We start from the raw sequence: 19,011 nt of genomic DNA, 5'->3' as shown, positions 1-19,011 counted from the left end.
CTCGGACGGAACGGTTCCATCAGCCCCGAGGCGCACGCCTCACCGAGAAAGGACCTCGCCATGCGTGTTCTGCTTGTGGGTGCCGGCGGTGTCGGGAGCGCGATCACCAAGATCGCCGCCCGCCGCGACTTCTTCGACCACTTCGTCGTCGCCGACTACGACCTGGCCCGCGCGGAGGCCGCGGTCGCGGCCCTGGGCGGCGACGAGCGGCGTTTCAGCGCCTGCCGCGTCGACGCCTCCGACGAGGCGGCGGTCACGAGCCTGCTCACCGAGCGCGGATGCGACGTCCTGATGAACGCGACCGACCCACGCTTCGTGATGCCCCTGTTCAACGCCGCGCTCGCGGCCGGCAGCCACTACCTCGACATGGCCATGTCCCTCTCCCGCCCCCACCCCGTGCACCCGCACAGCGCCTGCGGGGTCAAGCTCGGTGACGAGCAGTTCGAACGGGCCGAGGAATGGGCGAAGTCGGGCCGTCTCGCCCTCGTCGGCATGGGCGTCGAGCCCGGGCTATCGGACGTCTTCGCCCGCTACGCCGCCGACCAGCTCTTCGACGACATCGACGAGATCGGCATCCGCGACGGGGCGAACCTGGCGGTCGAGGGCTACGACTTCGCCCCGTCCTTCAACATCTGGACGACGATCGAGGAGTGCCTGAACCCGCCCGTGGTGTACGAGCGCGAGCGCGGCTGGTTCACCACCGAACCGTTCAGCGAGCCGGAGGTCTTCGACTTTCCCGAGGGCATCGGCCCCGTCGAGTGCGTCAACGTCGAACACGAGGAGGTCCTTCTCGTCCCGCGCTGGGTCGGAGCGCGCCGGGTCACCTTCAAGTACGGCCTCGGCGACGACTTCATCGGCAAGCTCAAGACGCTCCACGCCCTCGGTCTGGACTCCACCGAACGGGTCGCGGTCCGCAGCGAGGACGGCACCGAGGTCCGGGTCTCGCCCCGCGACGTGGTCGCCGCCTGCCTGCCCGACCCGGCGACGCTCGGGGACCGCATGACCGGAAAGACCTGTGCCGGCACCTGGGTCAAGGGCACCAAGGACGGCCGGCCGCGCGAGGTGTACCTCTACCACGTGGTCGACAACCAGTGGTCCATGCGCGAGTACGGCTCCCAGGCCGTCGTCTGGCAGACCGCCGTCAACCCCGTGGTGGCCCTCGAACTCCTGGCCACCGGCATCTGGTCGCAGCCCGGCGTCCTGGGCCCCGAGGCCCTGCCGCCGCTCCCGTTCCTGGACCTGCTCACCGCGTACGGTTCCCCGTGGGGCATGCGCGAACAGGGCGACACCCCGGCCAACTGACCGTCCGGCGCACCGGCGCGGCCCGCCGAACCCGGCCCGCCGCACCACCGGCGGCGCTACCCGCCGAACGGATCCTCGAGCACGGGGATGCACGGCGACAGCGATTTCTCGGTGTGCTGGGTGACGTTCCCCCGAACCAGCCTCAGCACACGGACCTCGTTCTCGTGCCGGGGATCCTCGTCGTCCCGCACGTGCAGCAGGCCGTACGAACCGGGTGCCACCGTGCCGACGTGCCGGAACAGGTCGAGGATCTCGGGTGCGCGATGGTTGGAGAAGCCCCCGAGATGGAGGAAGAGCTCGCCGTTCATCCAGCGCAGGTCGAGCAGGTAGGGGCCGGTGATCTCGTCGACGCGGCGCTGAAGACTCTCGGCGATCTCGGCCTGCCGGGCAGGATCGTCGTCGTCCGTGGCACTCTCGTGGACCGTGATCCAGCCGTGGTATTCGAACATGCCGGGAGCCTATCCAGCATCGGCGACAGGCCGCGGCGGCCCGGGAGGGTCGGCCCCGGTGGGACACCCGGCCGTGCGCGAGGCGAGGCTCGGCCGAGGGCCCCGTACGACGACACCGGAGCGGGCCCCACGGACGCGGTCTGTCGACCGGCCGTGGGGCCCGCTGCCGTAGCAAGGCGTGGCGGTCGGCGGTTACTTCACCGAGCCCGCCATCACCCCCTGGACGAAGTGCCGCTGGAAGGCGAAGAAGACGATCAGCGGGACCACCAGGGACAGGAACGCCCCGGGCGCGAGGACGCCGATGTTGCTTCCGAACTGCCGCATCTGGGACTGCAGCGCGACCGTGAGCGGCTGGGACCCGCTGTCCGCGAAGAGCAGCGCCACGAGCATGTCGTTCCAGACCCAGAGGAACTGGAAGATGGCCAGGCTCGCGATGGCCGGACGGCCGAGCGGCAGCACCAGCCGCGAGAAGATCCGCCATTCGCTGCCACCGTCCATCCGGGCGGCTTCCAACATTTCGCGCGGTATCTCGGCGAAGTAGTTGCGCAGCAGGAAGATCGCGAACGGTAGCCCGTAGGCGACGTGGAAGAGGACGACCCCCGCGACCGTGCCGAACAGCCCCACCGCGCCGAAGAGTTTGGCCACGGGCAGCAGTCCGATCTGCACGGGCACCACCAGCAGTCCCACGACCACCAGGAAGATGGCGTCCCGGCCGGGGAACTCCAGCCACGCGAAGGCGTATCCGGCGAGTGCCGCGATGGCGACGACCAGGGCGGTGGTCGGCACGGAGATCAGGACGGTGTTCCCGAACGCCTCCGCGATGCCGGAGTCCTTGAGCAACGCGCTGTAGTTGTCCAGGGACAGTTGGGACGGATCGCCGAGCGCGGTCCACCAGCCGTCGGAGGCGTTGTCGCCCTCGGAACGCAGCGAGGAGATCAGCAGGCCCGCCAGGGGGGTGATCCACACGAGGGCCACCAGGAGCAGCGCACCCTGGACGAGTGAGCTGCTCAGCAGGCGCGACAGCCGATTCCCGCGCCGGCGCCCGGGGCCGGGCCGCTTCGCCGACGGGCCGGGGAGCGGGCGGACATCCGCCGTCCGCCGGGGCCGTCGGCGCTCGATCGTGCCGTGGCCGCTGCTCATGCTCCACTCCTTCGGAAGCGCCGGATGTTGAAGACCATCGCCGGGACGACGAGCAGGAGGAGCACCACGCTGAGCGCGCTGCCGAGCCCCTGGTCGTTGCCGCCGCCGAAGGAGACCAGCCACATGCGGGTGGCCAGTACGTTGGCCTCTTCCTGGACCGGTCCGGGCGCGATGATGTAGACGAGGTCGAAGACCTTCATGACGTTGATCACCAGGGTCACGAAGACGACGGTGAGCACCGGAGCGAGCAGCGGCACGGTGATCTTGCGGAAGATCTGGCCCTCCGAGGCACCGTCCATCCGCGCGGCCTCCAGGGCGTCCCGCGGGATGGCCGCGAGGCCGGCGCCGATCAGGACCATCGCGAAGCCGGTCCACACCCACAGGTAGGCGCCGATGATGGCCGGAGTGACCAGCGCCGGACCGAGCCAGTTCACCCCCTGGTACGGGGCGGCGAAGTTGGCCGCGGGCAGTTTCACCGTGTACGGGCCGTCGGCCAGTCCGTCGAAGCGGAACGATCCGTCCTCGGCCGTGACGGCGGTGGCGGCCACCCGGCCGTCCCGTACGGCCTCGACCGTCATGCCCGGCAGCCCGTTCTCGCCCGGGTCGATACGGCCCGGGGTGCCGGCGCCGCCGGGGGCGAAGTCGAGGTAGACGACGCCCCCGATGCTGCCCGGCTCGGGCTTCGCGGGGGCCGCGGCCTTCGCCCCGGCCGGCATCGCGTCGGGCGCCACCCCGATGAAGCCCAGCCCGACCGCGTGGCCGGGACGTACGGTGTTCTCGGTGCTGTACGGGCCGCCGGCCCCGCCCGTGAGGCCGTGGCCCTCCCGGACCCGGGCCGTCGGATAGGCGGCGGTGTCCCCGAAGCTGTCGTGGACGCCGACGACGGCGGCGTTGAGCACGCCGCGGGACGGGTCCTGCTCGTAGGCGAGCCGGAAGATGATGCCGGCGGCGAGGAACGACACGGCCATCGGCAGGAAGAGTACGAGTTTGAACGCGGTCGCCCAGCGCACCTTCTCGGTGAGCACGGCGAGCATCAGCCCGAGTCCGGTCAGCAGGGTGGGGGCGACGACGACCCAGAGGGCGCTGTTACGGATCGCCTTGAGCGTGGCCTGGTCCTGCACGATCGCCGCGTAGTTGGCGGCCCCGACGAAACGGTCGCCGTCGGCGTCGAAGAGGCTACGGCCGAAGGAGAAGAGGACCGGGTAGACGACCAGCGCGCCGAGCAGCAGCAGGGCGGGCAGGACGAAGACGATGGCGAGTCGGCGCCTTCTGCGCCGGGCCAGGCGCCGCCCGTCGGCCGGGCCGCGGGCGGCGGTCACGGTGTCAGCCATGGACGTCGCCTCAGTTCCCGTAGGCCTTGGCGGCCTCGGCCTCGAGCTTCGCGGCCGTGCCCCGCGGGTCCGACGGGTCGCGCAGGAAGTCCTGGAGGAGCTTCCACTCACCCGCGCCCTTGGTGCCGCCGAACGCGGCCGGGGCCTGGTCCGACATGTCGAAGCGGATCGAGTCGCCCGCCGTGATGAGGGAGTTGGCGGTGCTGCGGGTGATCTCGTCGCCGTACGAGGCGATGTCGACCTCCTTGTTGGGGGACAGGAAGCCACCGGCGCGGGCCCAGACCTCGGCCGCCTCGGAGCCGGCCAGGTATTCGACCAGCCGCATGCCGGCCTTGCTGTTCTTCGCGTCCTTGAGGACCACGGCCGCGTCACCGCCGCTGACGACCGGCGCCTTGCCGCCGTCGACCGCGGGGAAGGGGAAGAACTTGGCGTCCTTGCCGAGCTTCTTGCCGAACTGGTCCTTGGCCACCCCGCCGACGAAGTCGCCCTCGTAGACCATGCCCGCCTTGGGCTCGGGGCCGAAGACCTGCGCGACGGACGTGGGGAAGTCGGTGCTCAGAGCCGTCTGGGCACCGCCGGCGACGAGCTGCTTGTCCTTGAACAGCTCGCCGAGGGTGGTCAGGGCCTTGACGACGCTTTCGTCGGTCCACTTGAGCTCGTGCTGGGCGAGCTGGTCGTACTTCTCCGGTCCGGCCTGGGAAAGGTAGATGTTCTCGAACCAGTCGGTGAGGGTCCAGCCGTCCTCGCCTGCCACGGCGAAGGCGGGGCGGCCGGAGTCGGCGAGCGTGCGGCCGGCCTTCAGCATGTCGGTGTAGCTCGTGGGCTCGGCGACACCGGCCTGGGCGAACGACTCGGGGGCGTACCAGACGGTCGACTTGTGGGCGGCCTTGAAGTAGAGGCCGTAGTACGTGCCGTCGACGGTGCCGTAGTTCTTCCACACCGGGGCGAGGGTGGAGCCGGCCTTACCGGCGGCCTGGTCGGACAGGGGCTGGAGCCAGCCCTTGCCGGCGAACTGCTGGAGGACACCCACCTGGGGGACCATCACCACATCGGGCGCGTTGCCGCCTTCGATCTTGCTTCCGACGAAGGTGGAGACGTTGTCGCCGGAGGGTATGAAGACCGTCTTCGCACCGGTCTTCTCGGTGAAGGCGTCCAGGACCTTCTTGAAGTTCTGCTGCTCGCCGCCGGTCCAGACGCCTGCCACGGTCACGGTCTGACCGCTGAGTTCGCCGCCGCTCGCGGGTCCCGTGGTGCCGCCGCCGCAGGCGGTGGCACCGAGGGCGAGGGTGAGGGCCGCAGATGCGGTGGCCGCGGTCCGCCGGGTCGTCTTGCTGGGTCGTCGCATGAGGGAGTCCTTGTCTGGAGGTCCGGGCTCGGGGCGGGGTCCGGACGTACGGGGAGGGGGTGCGCGGAAGGGAGAGGAGCGGGGAGGTCAGGCGCCGGGGATCACGGGGTCGGGCAGTCGGCCGTCCACCAGGCAGCGGTCGCCGCGGGGAGCACCCCGTCGGGACAGGGACCGCTGGCGAGCAGCGGAGTGCCGGCGACCGGGGCGGGTACCGGCTCGGTGCCGAAGTTCACCGCGCAGACGAGGCCGTCGCCGCGGCTGATCGCGAGCACCTGAGGAGGCGTGTCCAGCCAGTGCAGGGGGCCTTCGCCCAGTTGCGGCAGGGTGCGCCGCAGCTGGAGCCCGTCGCGGTAGAGGTGCCAGAAGGACCGGGTGTCGGCCAGGGCCCGGTCGGTGGCGTGCTCGGCGAACCACTCGGGCTGCGGCAGCCACGGTTTGGCGCCGGCCGCCTCCCCGGAGAAGCCGAACGGCGAGGCGTGCCCGGACCAGGGCAGCGGCACGCGGCAGCCGTCCCGGACCCGCGCGCGGCTGCCCGTACGGCGGAAGATCGGATCGGTGAGGACTTCGTCGGGCAGGTCGAGCACCTCGGGGAGGCCGAGTTCCTCGCCCTGGTAGATGTAGGCGGCGCCGGGCAGTGCGAGCATCAGGAGGGCCGCGGCGCGGGCGCGGGCCGCTCCCAGACCGCTGCCTTCCACCCCGGGCTCACCGGCGTAGCGGGTGACGGTGCGGACCTGGTCGTGGTTGTTCAGCACCCAGGTGACGCTGGAGCCGGTGCCGGCGATGTCGCGCATCGCGTCGGTGATCGTCGTCCGGAAGGCGTCGGCGTCCCAGGGGGCGCTGAGCAGGTCGAAGAAGAACGCCTGGTGCAGTTCGTCGGGGCGCACGTACTCGGCGTGCTCCCGCGCGGTGGGCACGGACACCTCGCCGACCAGCAGCCGCTCGCGCCCGTCCCGAGCGGTGTACTCCTCGCAGACCGAGCGCCAGCGCCGCCACACGCCGTGCACCTCGGGCTGGTTCCAGGCCAGCTGGTTGATGGCGTCGCGGGCCCGTTCGTCGGCCCCGGGGTCGTCCGAGTCGGGCAGCGCGGGGTGCTTGAACAGTCCGGCGGCGACGTCGATGCGGAACCCGTCGACCCCGCGGTCCAGCCAGAAGCGCAGCACCCCCTCGAACTCGTCACCCACCACCGGATCACGCCAGTTCAGGTCGGGCTGCTCGGGCGTGAAGAGGTGCAGGTACCACTCGCCGGGGGCGCCGTCGGATCCGGCGACCCGGCTCCAGGCGGGACCGCCGAACATGGCACGCCAGTTGTTCGGAGGCTCCGCCCCGTCCGGGCCCCGGCCGGGAGCGAAGTGGAAACGGGCGCGCTCCGGGCTGTCCGGCCCCGCGGCGAGCGCCTCCTGGAACCACGGGTGCTCGCTGGAGCAGTGGTTCGGAACGATGTCGAGCAGCAGTTTCAGCCCGAGCCGGCGGGCGTCGGCCACCAGCCGGTCGAACTCCGCGAGGTCGCCGTAGACCGGGTCGACGCCGCGGTAGTCGGCGACGTCGTAGCCGTGGTCGTGCTGCGGCGACGGGTAGAAGGGGCTGAGCCAGATGCCGTCGACCCCGAGCTTGCGCAGGTAGGGGAGCCCGGCACGGACGCCGGCCAGGTCACCGATGCCGTCCCCGGTGCTGTCGAGGAAGCTGCGGACGTAGACCTGGTAGATCACCGCGTCACGCCACCAAGGGGCCGAGGTGGTGGAGGCGGGGGAGGGGTGGCCGGTGGCGGCCGGAAGGGTGCTGAGCATCTCGCGTCGACCTGTCTGCTGAATGCGAGAGCGCCCCGGATCGGTGCGCTGTTATGCATGCATGTTAAGTAGCAGCGACCGGAAGGTGTCAACGATGTGTCCAGAAACAGCGAAAAGCTGGGGTGTTTTGTCCCTGATTGACCACATGCATGACGAAGGGCCTCTACTTAACATGTAAGTAGAGGCCCTGGAGGAGGGAGCGGAGAAGTGCGATCAGCCCGCGCGGGAGATGGTGCCGAGCTCACGTGCGAGCCGAGCCGCCGCCTGCTCCGGCGTCTGGCGCAGTGCCAGCAGGTCCTGCGCCACGGCCTGCACGGCGAGGCTCACCTGGTCGTAGCGCGGACTCTTGGGGCGCGGCACCGCCGACAGGACGCTCTGGCGCAATGTGGGCAGGTACGGATACGCCCGGACCAGCTCGGGGTCCTCGTACAGCGCGGCCCGCACCGGAGGCAGCGAGCCCTTGGTCAGCACCTGCCGCTGGACCCGCTCACTGGTGAGGTAGGAGATCAGGTCGGCCGCCGACGCGGGATGCCGCGCACGGCTGCTCACGGCGAGGTTGGAGCCGCCCAGCACACTGGTACCGGGCCCGTCGGGTCCGGGCAGCGGCACGGCACCGAACCTGCCCGCGACCTTCGACCCTTCCGCGCTCGCGTCCGCGTACACGTAGGGCCAGTTCCGCAGGAAGAGCAGCCGGCCGTCCTGGAAGGCCCGCCGCGACTCCTCCTCCTTGTAACCGAGCGCGTCGCGGGAGATCCACCCCTCCCGCACACCGTCCGCGAGGAACCGCAGGCCGGCGCGCGCCGCGTCCGAGTCCACGCTCACACGGGCCCCGTCGTCGCGCAGGATCGATCCGCCCGCCGAGTGCACCGCCTCGGTGACATTGACCGTGAGCCCCTCGTACGGCAGGAACTGACCGGCGTAACCGTCCAGTCCGTACTTCGGGGCGATCGTGCGCGCCTGCCGGGCCAGCTCCTCCCAGGTGCGCGGTGCTTCCTCGCCCTCCCGCTCCAGGATGTCCTTGCGGTAGTAGAGCAGCCCCGCGTTGGTGACGTACGGCACCGCGTACAGCCGACCGTCGAAGGTCGCGGTGTCCACGACGGGCCGCAGGAAGGAATCCAGCGGGAAGCGCTCCCGCCGGAGCGGAGAGATCCAACCGGCCGCCGCGAACTCGGACGTCCAGGCGACGTCGATGTTCAGTACGTCGAACCGGTCGCGGCCCGATCGCAGCTCACTGATCATCTGGGCCCGGGTCTCGTCCGCCGAGTCCGGCAGTTCGACGAGCGTGACGCGCTCGTCGGGATGGGCCTCGTTCCAGTCCTCCAGCAGCGGAGGAAGGTAGTTCGTCAGATCGCCCGCCGTCACGAGCGTCAGCGGACCGCGGTCCTCGGACGCGTGACCCGCGTCGGCGCGGGCGCCGAGACCGGTGTATCCCGCCAGGACCACCGCCCCGACCAGGAGAGCTCTACCCGCGGCACGCATCCACCGCATAGATTCCTCCCGTGCACGATCCGGCTGCGTCGCCGACCATCGTGGCCTATATATACCCGTTAGGCATGGGCGATACTAGACGCCCAGGCAGACGAGACGGACGGCGGCGCAACTCGGCCCGCTGCCGAGTGAACCGTTGACTACGGAGCGGGAAGGAGGGGGAGCGAGTGCGGCTGGCGCTCCTTGCGCTCCTCACCCGTAGCCCTGCGCACGGTTACGAGCTGAAGCAGGACCTTGAGAAGCTCCTGGGCGCCGCGTACCCTCAGCCCAACGTCGGCCAGATCTACGTCACCCTCGGACGGCTCGAGAAGAGCGGCCTGATCGAAGGCGAGGACGTCGAACAGTCGGGACGCCCCAACAAGCGCACCTACCGGCTGACGGACGCCGGACGCGAGGCCGTGCAGGCCTGGTTCGAGGACACCGCCGAGGAACCCCGGGTACGGGACGAGTTCTTCATGAAACTCGCCCTCGCACCCCGATCGGGTCTGGCCGACCCGGTCGCGCTGATCAACAAGCAGCGACGGCAGTACCTCAACACCATGCGGGACCTGTCCAAGCTGGCCGCGGCGGAGGACCGCGACAACAAGATCTCCCAACTGCTGATCGAGGGCGCCATGCTGCACCTACAGGCCGACCTCGACTGGCTGGAACGCTGCCAGGAGGAGCTGGAATGAGCGACGACGCCACCACCGCCGCTCCCGGCGAGTCCGGCGCCCCCGCCGAGCCCATCGTGCGCGCCGAGGGCCTGACCAAGACACACCACGGCGAGGGCGTACCGGTGCACGCCGTACGCGGGGTGGACCTGGCCGTCCGACCCGGCGAGTTCGTCGCCGTCACCGGGCCCTCCGGGGCCGGAAAATCCACACTGCTGCACCTCATCGGCGGCCTCCAGCGCCCCGACAGCGGAAAGCTGTGGATCGGCGGAGAGCGGGTCGACGAGTACCGCGAGGCTCGCTGGGCGGTCCTGCGGCGCCGCAGCATCGGCGTCGTCTTCCAGTTCTTCAACCTGGTCTCCAACCTCACCGTCGCCGACAACGTCGAACTCCCCGCCCTGCTCGCCGGAGCCTCCCCGAAGGCCGCCCGCGCCTCCCGTGCCGAACTGCTCTCCGAACTCGGCCTCGAAGGCCGAGAACGCGCGATGCCCGGCGAGCTGTCCGGCGGCGAACAGCAGCGGGTCGCACTCGCCCGCGCCCTGGTCAACCACCCGGCACTGCTGCTCGCCGACGAACCGGCCGGCAGTCTCGACAGCAAGGGCACCCGCGAGGTGCTGCGGCTGCTCTCCCGGTTCCACCAGCGCGGCCAGACGATCGTGATGGTCACCCACGACGCCCGGATGGCCAGCGCAGCCGACCGCGTCATCAGCTTCTTCGACGGGCGCATAGCCGACGACGCCCAGCTCGGCGGCGGCCGCCGCGAGCCGGCCCGCGGTGTCTCCGGCGTGCTGGACCTGGACCTGGAACGCAAGGAGTGACCGTGCGGGCCACGCTGCGCTGGGCGCACGCCGACTTCCGCGCACACCGCGGCGAAGCCCTCTTCGTCGTCCTGGCCAGCGCCGGGATCATCGCCTCGCTCCTGCTGGCCGGCGCGCTGTTCGGCTACGCCGCCAACCCCTGGCAGCGCGTCTTCAACCAGTCCCACGGCGCACACATCTGGCTGCACACCCGCGCCGGAGCGGACACCGCCGCCCTGTCCCGCGTGGACGGAGTCGCCGCCCTCTCCGGGCCCTACCGCACGACGGCGACGACGGTCGAGTCGCGCGGCGCCCGCGTCGGCGTGACGCTGCGCGCGGCCGGAGCGACGCCCCCCGAGACCGGACGGCCGCTCGTCACCGACGGCAGCTGGCTCACCGCACCGGACACCGCCACCGGCGGCCCCGGTGCCGGCAACGGCGCCGTCGTACTGGAGGCCTCCGTCGCACGAGCCCTCTGGGCCGAACCGGGCGACACCGTACGGGTCACCGGCCCGGACGGCGCGCCGCACGCGCTGGAGGTCGCCGGGATCGCCGAGGTGGCCGAGCCCCGCTACCACCCGGGCGGCGGACCCGGCATCGGCTGGGTGCTCGACGGCACCCTCGACGAGGTCGCCCACGGCGACACCGGGCAGAGCGTGGGCCTGCGCCTGAGCGACCCGGACGACACCGACTTCACGGTCCAGCGGGCCGTGACACTCCTCGGAGCCGACCGGGTCGCCCAGGTCACCAAGTGGCAGCAGGCACGCGACGAGGCAGGCGGCGACGACCGGCTGCTCGGGCAGATGTTCGCCGTCTTCGGGCTCGGCGCACTGCTCGCGGCGGCGCTCGCCGCCGCCGGAGCGGTCGGCGCCCGCGTCCGCGGCCAGCTCCGCGACATCGCCGTCCTCAAGGCCGTCGGCTTCACCCCCGGCCAGGTGACCCGCGGCTTCCTCGTACAGCACCTGGCCTTCGCCCTGCTCGGCGTGACCCTCGGCACGGTCGCGATCGCCCTGCTCGGCTCCCGGATACCCGGGCGCATCGGGGAAGCGACCACGGTATGGCAGGACCTGCCCGGCCACACCGCGCTCATGATCGGCATCCCCTGCGGCGCGGTCCTGCTCATCGCCGCCGCGACCGGGATCTCGGCCTGGCGGGCCGGCCGCGTCCCCCCGGTGCCGGTGGCCCGCGCGGCGCTGCCGACCGCCGCGCCGATGACCGCGCTCGGCAGACGAGCCCTCGGCGTCCGCGTGCCCCCCGCCCTGGTCCTGGGATGGCGAGCCGCCTTCCCCCGGCGCGGCCGGACGCTCGCCGCCGTGGCCCGGCTCGCCCTGCCGCTGGTCCTCATCAGCGTCGCACTCGTCGCCTGGTCGACCCTCGACCAGTTCCGCACCCGGCCCGCGCAGATGGGACTGCCCGCGGCGCTGACCGTACGGGCCGGACAGTCGGCCGGGGCGAACGACGCGGAGCAGGAGCGGGCCCTCGCGGCCGTCCAGGGCGTCGCCGCGGTCCACCCCGGCGCCGAGATGGCCGCGCTCGTCCCGGGACAGACCGGCACGATCACGCTCCGAGGCCTGGGCACCGCCCAGCACCCGTACCCCTCCAAGGTGGTCGAAGGCCGCGCGGCCGCCGGCCCGGACGAGGCGGTCGCCGGGCAAGGGCTGCTCGACCTCCTCGGGGTCCGCGTCGGCGCCTGGGTACGGATGACCGTCGAGGGACGGCCGCAGATCCTGCACGTCGTCGGCCGCACCATCGAACCCGACTCCGGGGGCCGGGTGATCACCACGACCATCGACGCACTGCGGGAGCGCGATCCGGAGCTGCGTCCCGACTTCCACGCCCTCGTCCTGCGCGAGGGCGCCGACCCCGTGGCCGTCAGCGCCGCGCTCGCCGCGACCGCGGGCGGCAGCCTGGAGGTCCGGCAGACGCCGAACCCGGTCGACCGGCTGGAACCGGCGCGCGCGGTGATCGCCGCCCTGATCGCGGTCCTCGCGTTGATCGGGCTGATCGAGCTGCTGACGCTGATCGGTACGGGCGTACGGGACCGGGGCCGGGACCTGCTCGCGCTGAAGGCGATCGGGCTGACCCCCCGGCAGATCGGCTCGATGATCGTGACGGCCGCCGGACTGACGGCACTGGCCTCCGCCGTGGTGGGCACGGCTGTGGGGGCACTGCTCGGCAGATGGCTGGTGGACACCCAGGGGGCTTCCAGCGGGATCGGCGCGGGCGTCGCCCAACCGCCCTCACCGGCCGTACTCGCGACCGTGATCGTCGGAGCGGTGCTGGGCGCGGTGGTGGCGGCGGCACTGCCCGCGGCACGGGCGGCACGGCGGCGGCCGGCCGACTCGCTCAGCGAGACACTCTGACGCTCCGGGGTCACCGCCTTCGCGCGGCATGGAGCCGGTACAGGGTGCGGTGGCCCCGCTCGGCGACCTCCGGGTCGTCGTGGGCCACTCCGTAGGCGATCCCGGAGACCGCGTCGAGCGCGGCCTCGCAGTCCAGCCGGAGCTCCTCGACCGAGGTGAGCGGTCTGCCGTAGCCGTCGAGGAAGGCGGCGCGCAGGTCCGGCCGCCCGGTCCAGGTGTCGCCGAGACGCACCAGGTCCCGGGTGGCGGTGGCGTACTCCGACCGCTCGAAGTCGAAGACCCGCACCTCGCCGTCGTCCGTCAGGAGCACGTTGCGGTACTGGAGGTCCCCGTGCGTGGGTACCAGAACCGGCGGCGGCAGGTCCTCGTGGGCGTGGGCCAGGGCGCGGACCAGCTCCGCGTCCCCGGCGGCCAGATACGGTCGGGCCTCCTCCAGTCGCCGCTTCACGATGTCCACGGCCGAGAACGGCCCGGCGGGCCGCTCCGGGCAGGCGCGGTGCAGGGCGGCGGCGAGCCGACCCAGCCCCCGCTGCACGCGGACCTCGGTCGCCGGGTCCAGGTCCCTGCCGTGCGGTGATCGCCCCGCCAGCGCGGTGATGACGACGGCTCGCGCGACCGGGTCGCGGGCGACGAGGCGCGGAGCCTGGCGCCCGAGTTCCGGAACCCACGTCCGGTACGCGGCCACTTCCCGCTCGTGGAGCCGTACCCCGCTGTGCCGCTTGAGGTACCAGGTGCCGCCACCGGCTCCGGTGAGCCGCCAGACCCGGCCACCGGCGCGCGCCCAGGAGACGTCGTCCGTCCGCGTGATCCGGCCGACGGCCCGCTCGGCGAACACCCGCAGCGGGTCGGGAAGGACCGCCCCGTCGCTCGGGCGCGGCGGCGGGGGAGGGGGCGGGCCGGGCAGGAGGCGGGTGCGGTCGACGCCGTCCGCCGCGTACTCGACGAGGTCTCCGAGCCGCTGGAAGTGCACGGCGGCCGGCATACCGGCCCGGTAGGCGTCCAGCCCGGCCCGGCAGTACGCCACCATCGGATCCGGCAGGGCGTCGAGCGGGTACCAGCCCATGCCGTCGCACCGGTCCGGCTCCCTCACGCCGGGCCGGCCCTCCCACCGTCGGACCTCGAAGAAGACGCCGATCCGGGATGCGCCGCCCCGGGGAGGGCGGTGGTGGACGGTGACCGCCGCGGTCACGTCCGCCGCCGCGATGAGGACTCCGGTCTCCTCCCGGGCCTCCCGGATCACCCCTTCGACCATGTCCTCGCCCGGGTCGAGGTGCCCGGAGGGCAGGTGCCAGAGCCCGGTCGCGTACACGGGCCCGGCCCTGCGCGACAGCAGTACCTCCGGGCCGCGGCCGCCGTCGCGGCGCAGGACGAGGTGGACGTCGACCGGCACCGTGTGCCGGGGGCCGCCGCTCACGGCGCGGACGGGGGGATCGTGTTCAAGGAAGCCTCGGTGGTCATGGGTGACTCATGCCCAGCCGAGCTCGGTGTAGAGGCGTCCGGTTCGGATGCCCTCGATCGCGGCCCGGGTGTACGGGACGACGGGCTCGGGAAGGTCGTCGGCGGGCCACCAACTCCAGGACAGGCAGCGGTCGGGCTCGCGTACCTCGGGCGTGCCCTGCCAGCGCCGGGCGCGGAAGACGAGCTGCATACGGGGCCGGCCGCCGGGCTCGTTCACCTGGTGCACGACGTGGACCAGTTCCACCTCACCCGGGTCGATGACCAGCCCGGCTTCCTCCGAGGCTTCCCGCACCAGACAGGCGACGGCGGATTCCTGCTCGCAGTGTCCGGCGAGGAAGTGGTGGGTGGACGCGGCGAAGGCGGAGTCCGGATGACGCAGCCCGAGCAGGACCTGCCCGTTCCGTTCGAGGTAGAGGTGCACGCCGACGATGTTCCGGCGGGCCCGGCCACCGACGGGCCGGGCCTGGGCCGGGACGCCTGCCGGGGCGAGGCCACGGGCCTGGTGGAGGTCGATGACCTCCTTCGTCCACGCGCACATCGTCAGGAAGGGGATCGTGGCCGCGTCGAAGTGGCGGAACATGATGCCTTCGGGACAGGGGAGTTCATCGGCGTCGCCGTCCCAGGCCCCCAGGTACACCTGGATGCGGTCCTGGTCGGGCTCGCCCGGTTCCCGCGGCGCGGGCCCGTGGGCGTCGACGACGGTGAAGGGTTCCAACGCGACCGTCAGACCGGTCTCTTCGAGGAGTTCCCGCTCGACCGCCTGCGCCGGCGTCTCCTCGCCTTCCCGGCCTCCGCCCGGGATCGACCACGTGCCCGGATCGCAGATCCGTTTGTTCGCGTCGCGCAGGTGCAACAGGTACCGGCCCTGAGAGTCGACCAGCAGCGCGGCGGTGCCGTGCGGTTCGACGGATTCGGTCATCGAAGGTTCCTTCGGGGGACGGGGCGCGACGGGAGCGCGGCGGGACGCGAGTGGACGCAAGGGGACGCCCGCCCGTACAACTGCCCTGAAGAACGAAGCGGAAATCGAGGTCGTCACGGCCGGACCGGGAGCACGACACAACCCCGCGGGGGTTGGACCGACAAGTGCTGCCTAGGCTCGCGACCATGACGACACATCACCGGCTTCTGGTGGACCCCGACGTCGAGCTGCCCGTACCCGCCCCCGGCGAGCTCTGGACCGTCGGCGCCGTGATCCTCAACGGCGACGGCGAAGCCTTCGCCCAGAAGAGGAGCCCGGATCGCCGTCTCTTCCCCGACAGCTGGGACATCGTGGGCGGCCACGTCGAGGACGGCGAAACCCTGCTGGAGGCCCTCGCACGCGAGATCGAGGAAGAGACCGGTTGGCGCCTGCGCCGCGTACGGCGCTTCCTCGGCACCACCACCTGGACCGGGGACGACGGCGCCGGGCTCCGTCATGAGGCCGACTGCCTCGTCGACGTCGAGGGCGACCTGGATCATCCTCTGCTGGAGTGGACCAAGCACTCCGCCTACGGATGGTTCGGGCCCGACGACCTCGACCGCCTCAAGGAGAACCGGCTCCCCGGAGAGTTCCTGATCCACGACCTGATCGCACGAGCGGTGCAGGCCGGCCCGCGCCCCTGAGGAGCGCGGGCCGGTCCCACCGAACTCCGCGATCAGTGGGAGCCGGGACGGGTGGAGCGGGCGTGGTGGGTCTCGAAGCGCTGGAAGGCCGCCTCCTGCCGCCACTCGACCTGCGCCTTCGGGCTGGCCTTCAGGAATCGGGCGCACCGCTCGCTCGGGTGCTCGGCGCCCTGGACCTCGCGGGCACACGCGCCGGTCGGCCGGTATCCGGTGCGGACGTCACGGTTCCACAGGCCCCGGCCGGGCAGGAACGAGTGCTCCAGGGAAGCCCGGGCCAGGTCCTTCAATTCCGGGTAGCCGAGTCCGTACATTTCCGCGGCACGGCGGTACTCGTCGGTGATCTCGATCCGGGACACGCCCGGGTCGTCGGTGGCGAGGACGACCGGCACGCCGTGGCGGCGGTAGGTGGCGAAGGGGTGCGCGTCACCGGATACGCGCAGGATCTGCTCGTTGCTGTGGAAGGGGACCTCGACCGCGATGCGCCGCTCCGCCATGTACCGCATGAGTGACTCCCAGCGGTCCTCGTGCAGGACGGACACGCCGTGCCCGATCCGCTCGGCGCGACCGGTCTGGGCGGCCTCCCTGATGTGGAAGGTGAGGTCCTCCGGCTTGACCAGACCCGGCACGAGCTCACCCGCGTGCAGGGTGATGTGCGCCTTCGGGTACTGGGTCTTCAGGTAGTTCAGCATCCGCATGTGCAGGCGGTAGTCGCGTAGGGCGACCGGGTCGTCCTCCGGCTGCACCAGGTTGACGGCGACGAAGCGCGGGTCGCGCTCGGCCAGCCGCATGCCGAGTGCCATCTGGGTGAACACCCGCTCCGGGGTGCCGGCGCGGGCGACCTGCGAGATCCACCGGTAGGGCAGGGAGCACGCCTCGTCGGGCCGCGGTGTGTCACAGTGCGCAGCGCCGCGGAACTCCACGTCGGTGCTGTCGGCGTCGGCGCGGGCCTGCCGGACCACCGCGTCCAGGCCCCCGTCGGCGAGGAGCTTGTCGTGCATGCGGTCGAGATCGGCGTCGTAGCCGACCCGGTCGGCGAGGGTACGGGCCTGCCCCGAGGCCGGGGAGATCATCGTCTCCAGGTAGAACTGGTGCTGCCGGGCGGCGGAGTTGGCGACTTCCGCGAGCATCCGGCCGGGGTGCCGCCAGGTCACCTCGCCGAACTTGCCGAAGGTCGCGAAGAAGTGGTCGTGGCCGTTGCCGTCCGCCGGGAAGTCCTGCATCGACCAGGCCTGGATGACCTGCCGCCGGAAAGCCGCGTCGGTGACCGCGTCGGCGGCGGGCCGGGTCCCCGCACCGCACGGCGGGGGTACCGCCGTGGTGGTGTCGGTGGTGATGCACAGGCCGTCCTCCGCGGCGAGTTCGATCAGGAACTCGGTGGTGACCGCTCCGGACAGGTGGTTGTGCAGATCACCGCCCTTGGGGAGGTCGGCGAAGAACTCCCCCGGCCGGTCGGGGCCGGGGGCCGGAGCCACGGTGGGGGAGGAGGCCGCGTACGCGGAGGCGGGCGCGAGCAGGGCGAGGGCGGAGAGCGCACCGATCAAGTGGGATGGGATCACGGGCACATGGTGGTGAAGCGGACCGCCGCATGTCGGTATGCCGGGCCGGGCGCCGCCCGGTGTCACCCGGGAGGCCCCGCAGAGGATCGTTCCTGCCGGCAGGAACCCTCGGAGGCTCCCGCCGTACGCCGGTACGCCCGGCCGGGCCGTCCGCCGTCCGCCGCCCGGGGTCACGTCGGCCGGTGGTTGAACCAGGCGCGGCTCTCCGGCTGGTTCGGGCGGACGATCGCCAGGATCGCCGGCACGAGCCAGGCGAATCCCAGCAGGGGTATCACCTGGAAGAACGCCCAGCTGAAGGGCAGGGCCGTCCATCCGTAGACGAAGGCGGAGACGCGCAGGGTCTCATGACGTGTGGGGAATTTGAGCGCGGTGGTGACACCCCATGCGGCCACCCCGAGGATGAGCAGGCCGGCGAACACGACCATCCCGGCGTGATCCTCGCCCGGCGTGGTGCAGCACGGGGTGTCGGCGTCGCCCTCGCCCCAGATGGAGGTGGCCACGGCCACGCTGTTGGTCACCAGGGCGAGTCCGAGGAGGGCCTGCATGCCGCCCAGGACCATCATCAGCACACGAAGGTTCCGTACGGCGTCCGGCATCCGCGCGCCGGGTGGGATCGGCCCCTGGGGGAGTCCTCCTGGCGCTCCGGGGCCGGCAGGTCCCACAGGTCCCACAGGACCCACAGGTCCGGTCGGTTCCATCGGTCCTGGGTTGCCGTGCGCGCGCGAGCGCTCCCAGGGGCGCCGGCCGCCCGATTCCCCATCGTCCGCGTTCATCCTGACGGTCCTTCCGCTGGAAAGGCCTCGCACCTGCGCGCCATGCTCCGATGGCGCGGGCGAACTGTCCAGCCGCATTCCGGCCGGCGCCACGGTGCCCGGCGCACCGTCTCCACCGGCCCCACCTCGCTACAGGGCGAGGCGGTAGCGCACCTCGGTGAGGGACACCCCGTCGTAGTCGTCCGACTGGACGGCACCGTCGGCGACATAGCCGGCTCGTTCGTAGAAGCGACGCGCCCTGGCGTTGTCGGTGAGCACCCACAACAGGACCGAGTCGAAGTCACGGTCCCGAGCGTGGGCGTGCACGGCGTGAAGGAGCGTGCGACCGACGCCGGCCCCGATGAGCGAGGGCCGCACGTACAGGGCGTACAGCTCACCACCACCCCCGGCCGTACGAGAGGGCCCGAGGCAAGCCCAACCCACCACCGTGCCCCGGGTGTCCACGGCCACCAGGTCGAGGGAGACCTTGTCCGGCGCCGTCACGTACTGCCGGCGCCGGCGCGCATCCGCCTCGATCGTCATCCCATCGAGGTAGGACTGGGGGACGATCCCGACATACGCGGCCTGCCAGCCGGTCACTCGTATCTCCGACACGGCCGCGACATCGGCCTCGGTCATCATTCGTACGGTCGACATGGCCGCACTGTACGAGACTCGCCGTCGCGGACGCGTCGATCCAGGAACTCGACCAACCGTGTTTCCGAACGGTAGATCCGCTCGCGTTGATCGCAGGGGAGCGAAGCGAAGGCATCGACGAGGACGCGCTCCCGGTGGACGTACACCATGTTGGCGCTGTAGATCCGGCACTCCGAACACCAGGCGAATCCGATGCACCGCTCGAACAGTGAGGAGTCCGGAGGGTAGTGGCGGTACTGGTACGAGCGGACGGGTCTCCCGCACGCGGCGCAGACACGTCCGTCCCCGTCGGGGAGGGTGTCCCAGGTGCCGACCTTACGCCAGTGCTGCCGCC

16 protein-coding genes are annotated in these 19,011 nt (G+C 71.9%); 5 read left to right on the top strand and 11 right to left on the bottom strand.

Annotated features, from left to right (window positions below; genetic code table 11):
- The first annotated feature begins 60 nt into the window (after positions 1-60).
- Positions 61-1,302, top strand: a complete 1,242-nt coding sequence (locus ACGFYY_RS27850; RefSeq protein WP_393713438.1) for a saccharopine dehydrogenase family protein — start codon at positions 61-63, stop codon at positions 1,300-1,302.
- A 56-nt stretch (positions 1,303-1,358) separates the two neighbouring features.
- Here ACGFYY_RS27850 and ACGFYY_RS27845 read toward each other — a convergent pair whose 3' ends face one another.
- The 6 genes from ACGFYY_RS27845 to ACGFYY_RS27820 form a co-directional block, all read right to left on the bottom strand.
- Entirely contained in the window at positions 1,359-1,751 is a 393-nt protein-coding gene (locus ACGFYY_RS27845) for an Imm7 family immunity protein (RefSeq protein ID WP_393713436.1), read from the bottom strand.
- A gap of 192 nt (positions 1,752-1,943) precedes the next feature.
- Positions 1,944-2,891, bottom strand: coding sequence for a carbohydrate ABC transporter permease (locus ACGFYY_RS27840; RefSeq protein WP_393713434.1), 948 nt, complete (start codon positions 2,889-2,891; stop codon positions 1,944-1,946).
- Positions 2,888-4,222 (bottom strand): ABC transporter permease subunit, encoded by a 1,335-nt coding sequence (locus ACGFYY_RS27835; protein ID WP_393713432.1) that lies wholly within the window; start codon positions 4,220-4,222, stop codon positions 2,888-2,890. The genes ACGFYY_RS27840 and ACGFYY_RS27835 overlap by 4 nt, the downstream gene beginning before the upstream one ends.
- Positions 4,223-4,232: 10 nt before the next feature.
- Entirely contained in the window at positions 4,233-5,567 is a 1,335-nt protein-coding gene (locus tag ACGFYY_RS27830) for an ABC transporter substrate-binding protein (protein ID WP_393713430.1), read from the bottom strand.
- 101 nt (positions 5,568-5,668) lie between these two features.
- Positions 5,669-7,351, bottom strand: a complete 1,683-nt coding sequence (locus tag ACGFYY_RS27825; protein WP_393713428.1) for an alpha-amylase family glycosyl hydrolase — start codon at positions 7,349-7,351, stop codon at positions 5,669-5,671.
- A gap of 213 nt (positions 7,352-7,564) precedes the next feature.
- Entirely contained in the window at positions 7,565-8,839 is a 1,275-nt protein-coding gene (locus tag ACGFYY_RS27820; RefSeq protein WP_365268316.1) for an ABC transporter substrate-binding protein, read from the bottom strand.
- Positions 8,840-9,006: 167 nt separating this feature from the next.
- Here ACGFYY_RS27820 and ACGFYY_RS27815 point away from each other — a divergent pair, with 167 nt between their 5' ends.
- The 3 genes from ACGFYY_RS27815 to ACGFYY_RS27805 are packed head-to-tail and all read left to right on the top strand — an operon-like array spanning position 9,007 to position 12,652.
- Positions 9,007-9,513, top strand: coding sequence for a PadR family transcriptional regulator (locus tag ACGFYY_RS27815; protein ID WP_266385967.1), 507 nt, complete (start codon positions 9,007-9,009; stop codon positions 9,511-9,513).
- Entirely contained in the window at positions 9,510-10,310 is an 801-nt protein-coding gene (locus ACGFYY_RS27810) for an ABC transporter ATP-binding protein (protein WP_393713425.1), read from the top strand. The genes ACGFYY_RS27815 and ACGFYY_RS27810 overlap by 4 nt, the downstream gene beginning before the upstream one ends.
- A 2-nt stretch (positions 10,311-10,312) precedes the next feature.
- Complete coding sequence (locus ACGFYY_RS27805; RefSeq protein WP_393713423.1) at positions 10,313-12,652, top strand: ABC transporter permease; 2,340 nt, start codon at positions 10,313-10,315, stop codon at positions 12,650-12,652.
- Between the two features lie 10 nt (positions 12,653-12,662).
- Here ACGFYY_RS27805 and ACGFYY_RS27800 read toward each other — a convergent pair whose 3' ends face one another.
- Both ACGFYY_RS27800 and ACGFYY_RS27795 read right to left on the bottom strand, forming a co-directional pair.
- On the bottom strand, positions 12,663-14,066 hold the full coding sequence (locus ACGFYY_RS27800; RefSeq protein ID WP_393713421.1) for an NUDIX domain-containing protein: 1,404 nt from the start codon (positions 14,064-14,066) through the stop codon (positions 12,663-12,665).
- Positions 14,067-14,117: 51 nt separating this feature from the next.
- The gene (locus ACGFYY_RS27795) at positions 14,118-15,029 is read right to left on the bottom strand and encodes an NUDIX domain-containing protein (RefSeq protein WP_365278494.1); all 912 of its coding nucleotides are present in this window, start codon (positions 15,027-15,029) and stop codon (positions 14,118-14,120) included.
- A gap of 185 nt (positions 15,030-15,214) precedes the next feature.
- Between ACGFYY_RS27795 and ACGFYY_RS27790 the strand changes: the two genes are divergently transcribed.
- Positions 15,215-15,712, top strand: a complete 498-nt coding sequence (locus ACGFYY_RS27790) for an NUDIX hydrolase (RefSeq protein ID WP_393713419.1) — start codon at positions 15,215-15,217, stop codon at positions 15,710-15,712.
- 32 nt (positions 15,713-15,744) lie between these two features.
- Here ACGFYY_RS27790 and ACGFYY_RS27785 read toward each other — a convergent pair whose 3' ends face one another.
- The 3 genes from ACGFYY_RS27785 to ACGFYY_RS27775 all read right to left on the bottom strand — a co-directional run bounded on the left by ACGFYY_RS27785 (position 15,745) and on the right by ACGFYY_RS27775 (position 18,677).
- Positions 15,745-17,268, bottom strand: coding sequence for an adenosine deaminase (locus ACGFYY_RS27785; protein ID WP_393713417.1), 1,524 nt, complete (start codon positions 17,266-17,268; stop codon positions 15,745-15,747).
- A 170-nt stretch (positions 17,269-17,438) separates the two neighbouring features.
- The gene (locus ACGFYY_RS27780) at positions 17,439-17,837 is read right to left on the bottom strand and encodes a hypothetical protein (RefSeq protein ID WP_365278503.1); all 399 of its coding nucleotides are present in this window, start codon (positions 17,835-17,837) and stop codon (positions 17,439-17,441) included.
- A 333-nt stretch (positions 17,838-18,170) separates the two neighbouring features.
- Positions 18,171-18,677, bottom strand: coding sequence for a GNAT family N-acetyltransferase (locus ACGFYY_RS27775; protein ID WP_393713415.1), 507 nt, complete (start codon positions 18,675-18,677; stop codon positions 18,171-18,173).
- Between the last annotated feature and the right edge of the window lie 334 nt (positions 18,678-19,011).

It is taken from the genome of Streptomyces sp. NPDC048331, assembly GCF_043201215.1.
Taxonomy (GTDB): Bacteria; Actinomycetota; Actinomycetes; order Streptomycetales; family Streptomycetaceae; genus Streptomyces.
The sequence above is the reverse complement of the archived record's forward strand: the minus strand, read 5'-3'. Positions and strand labels throughout refer to the sequence as shown.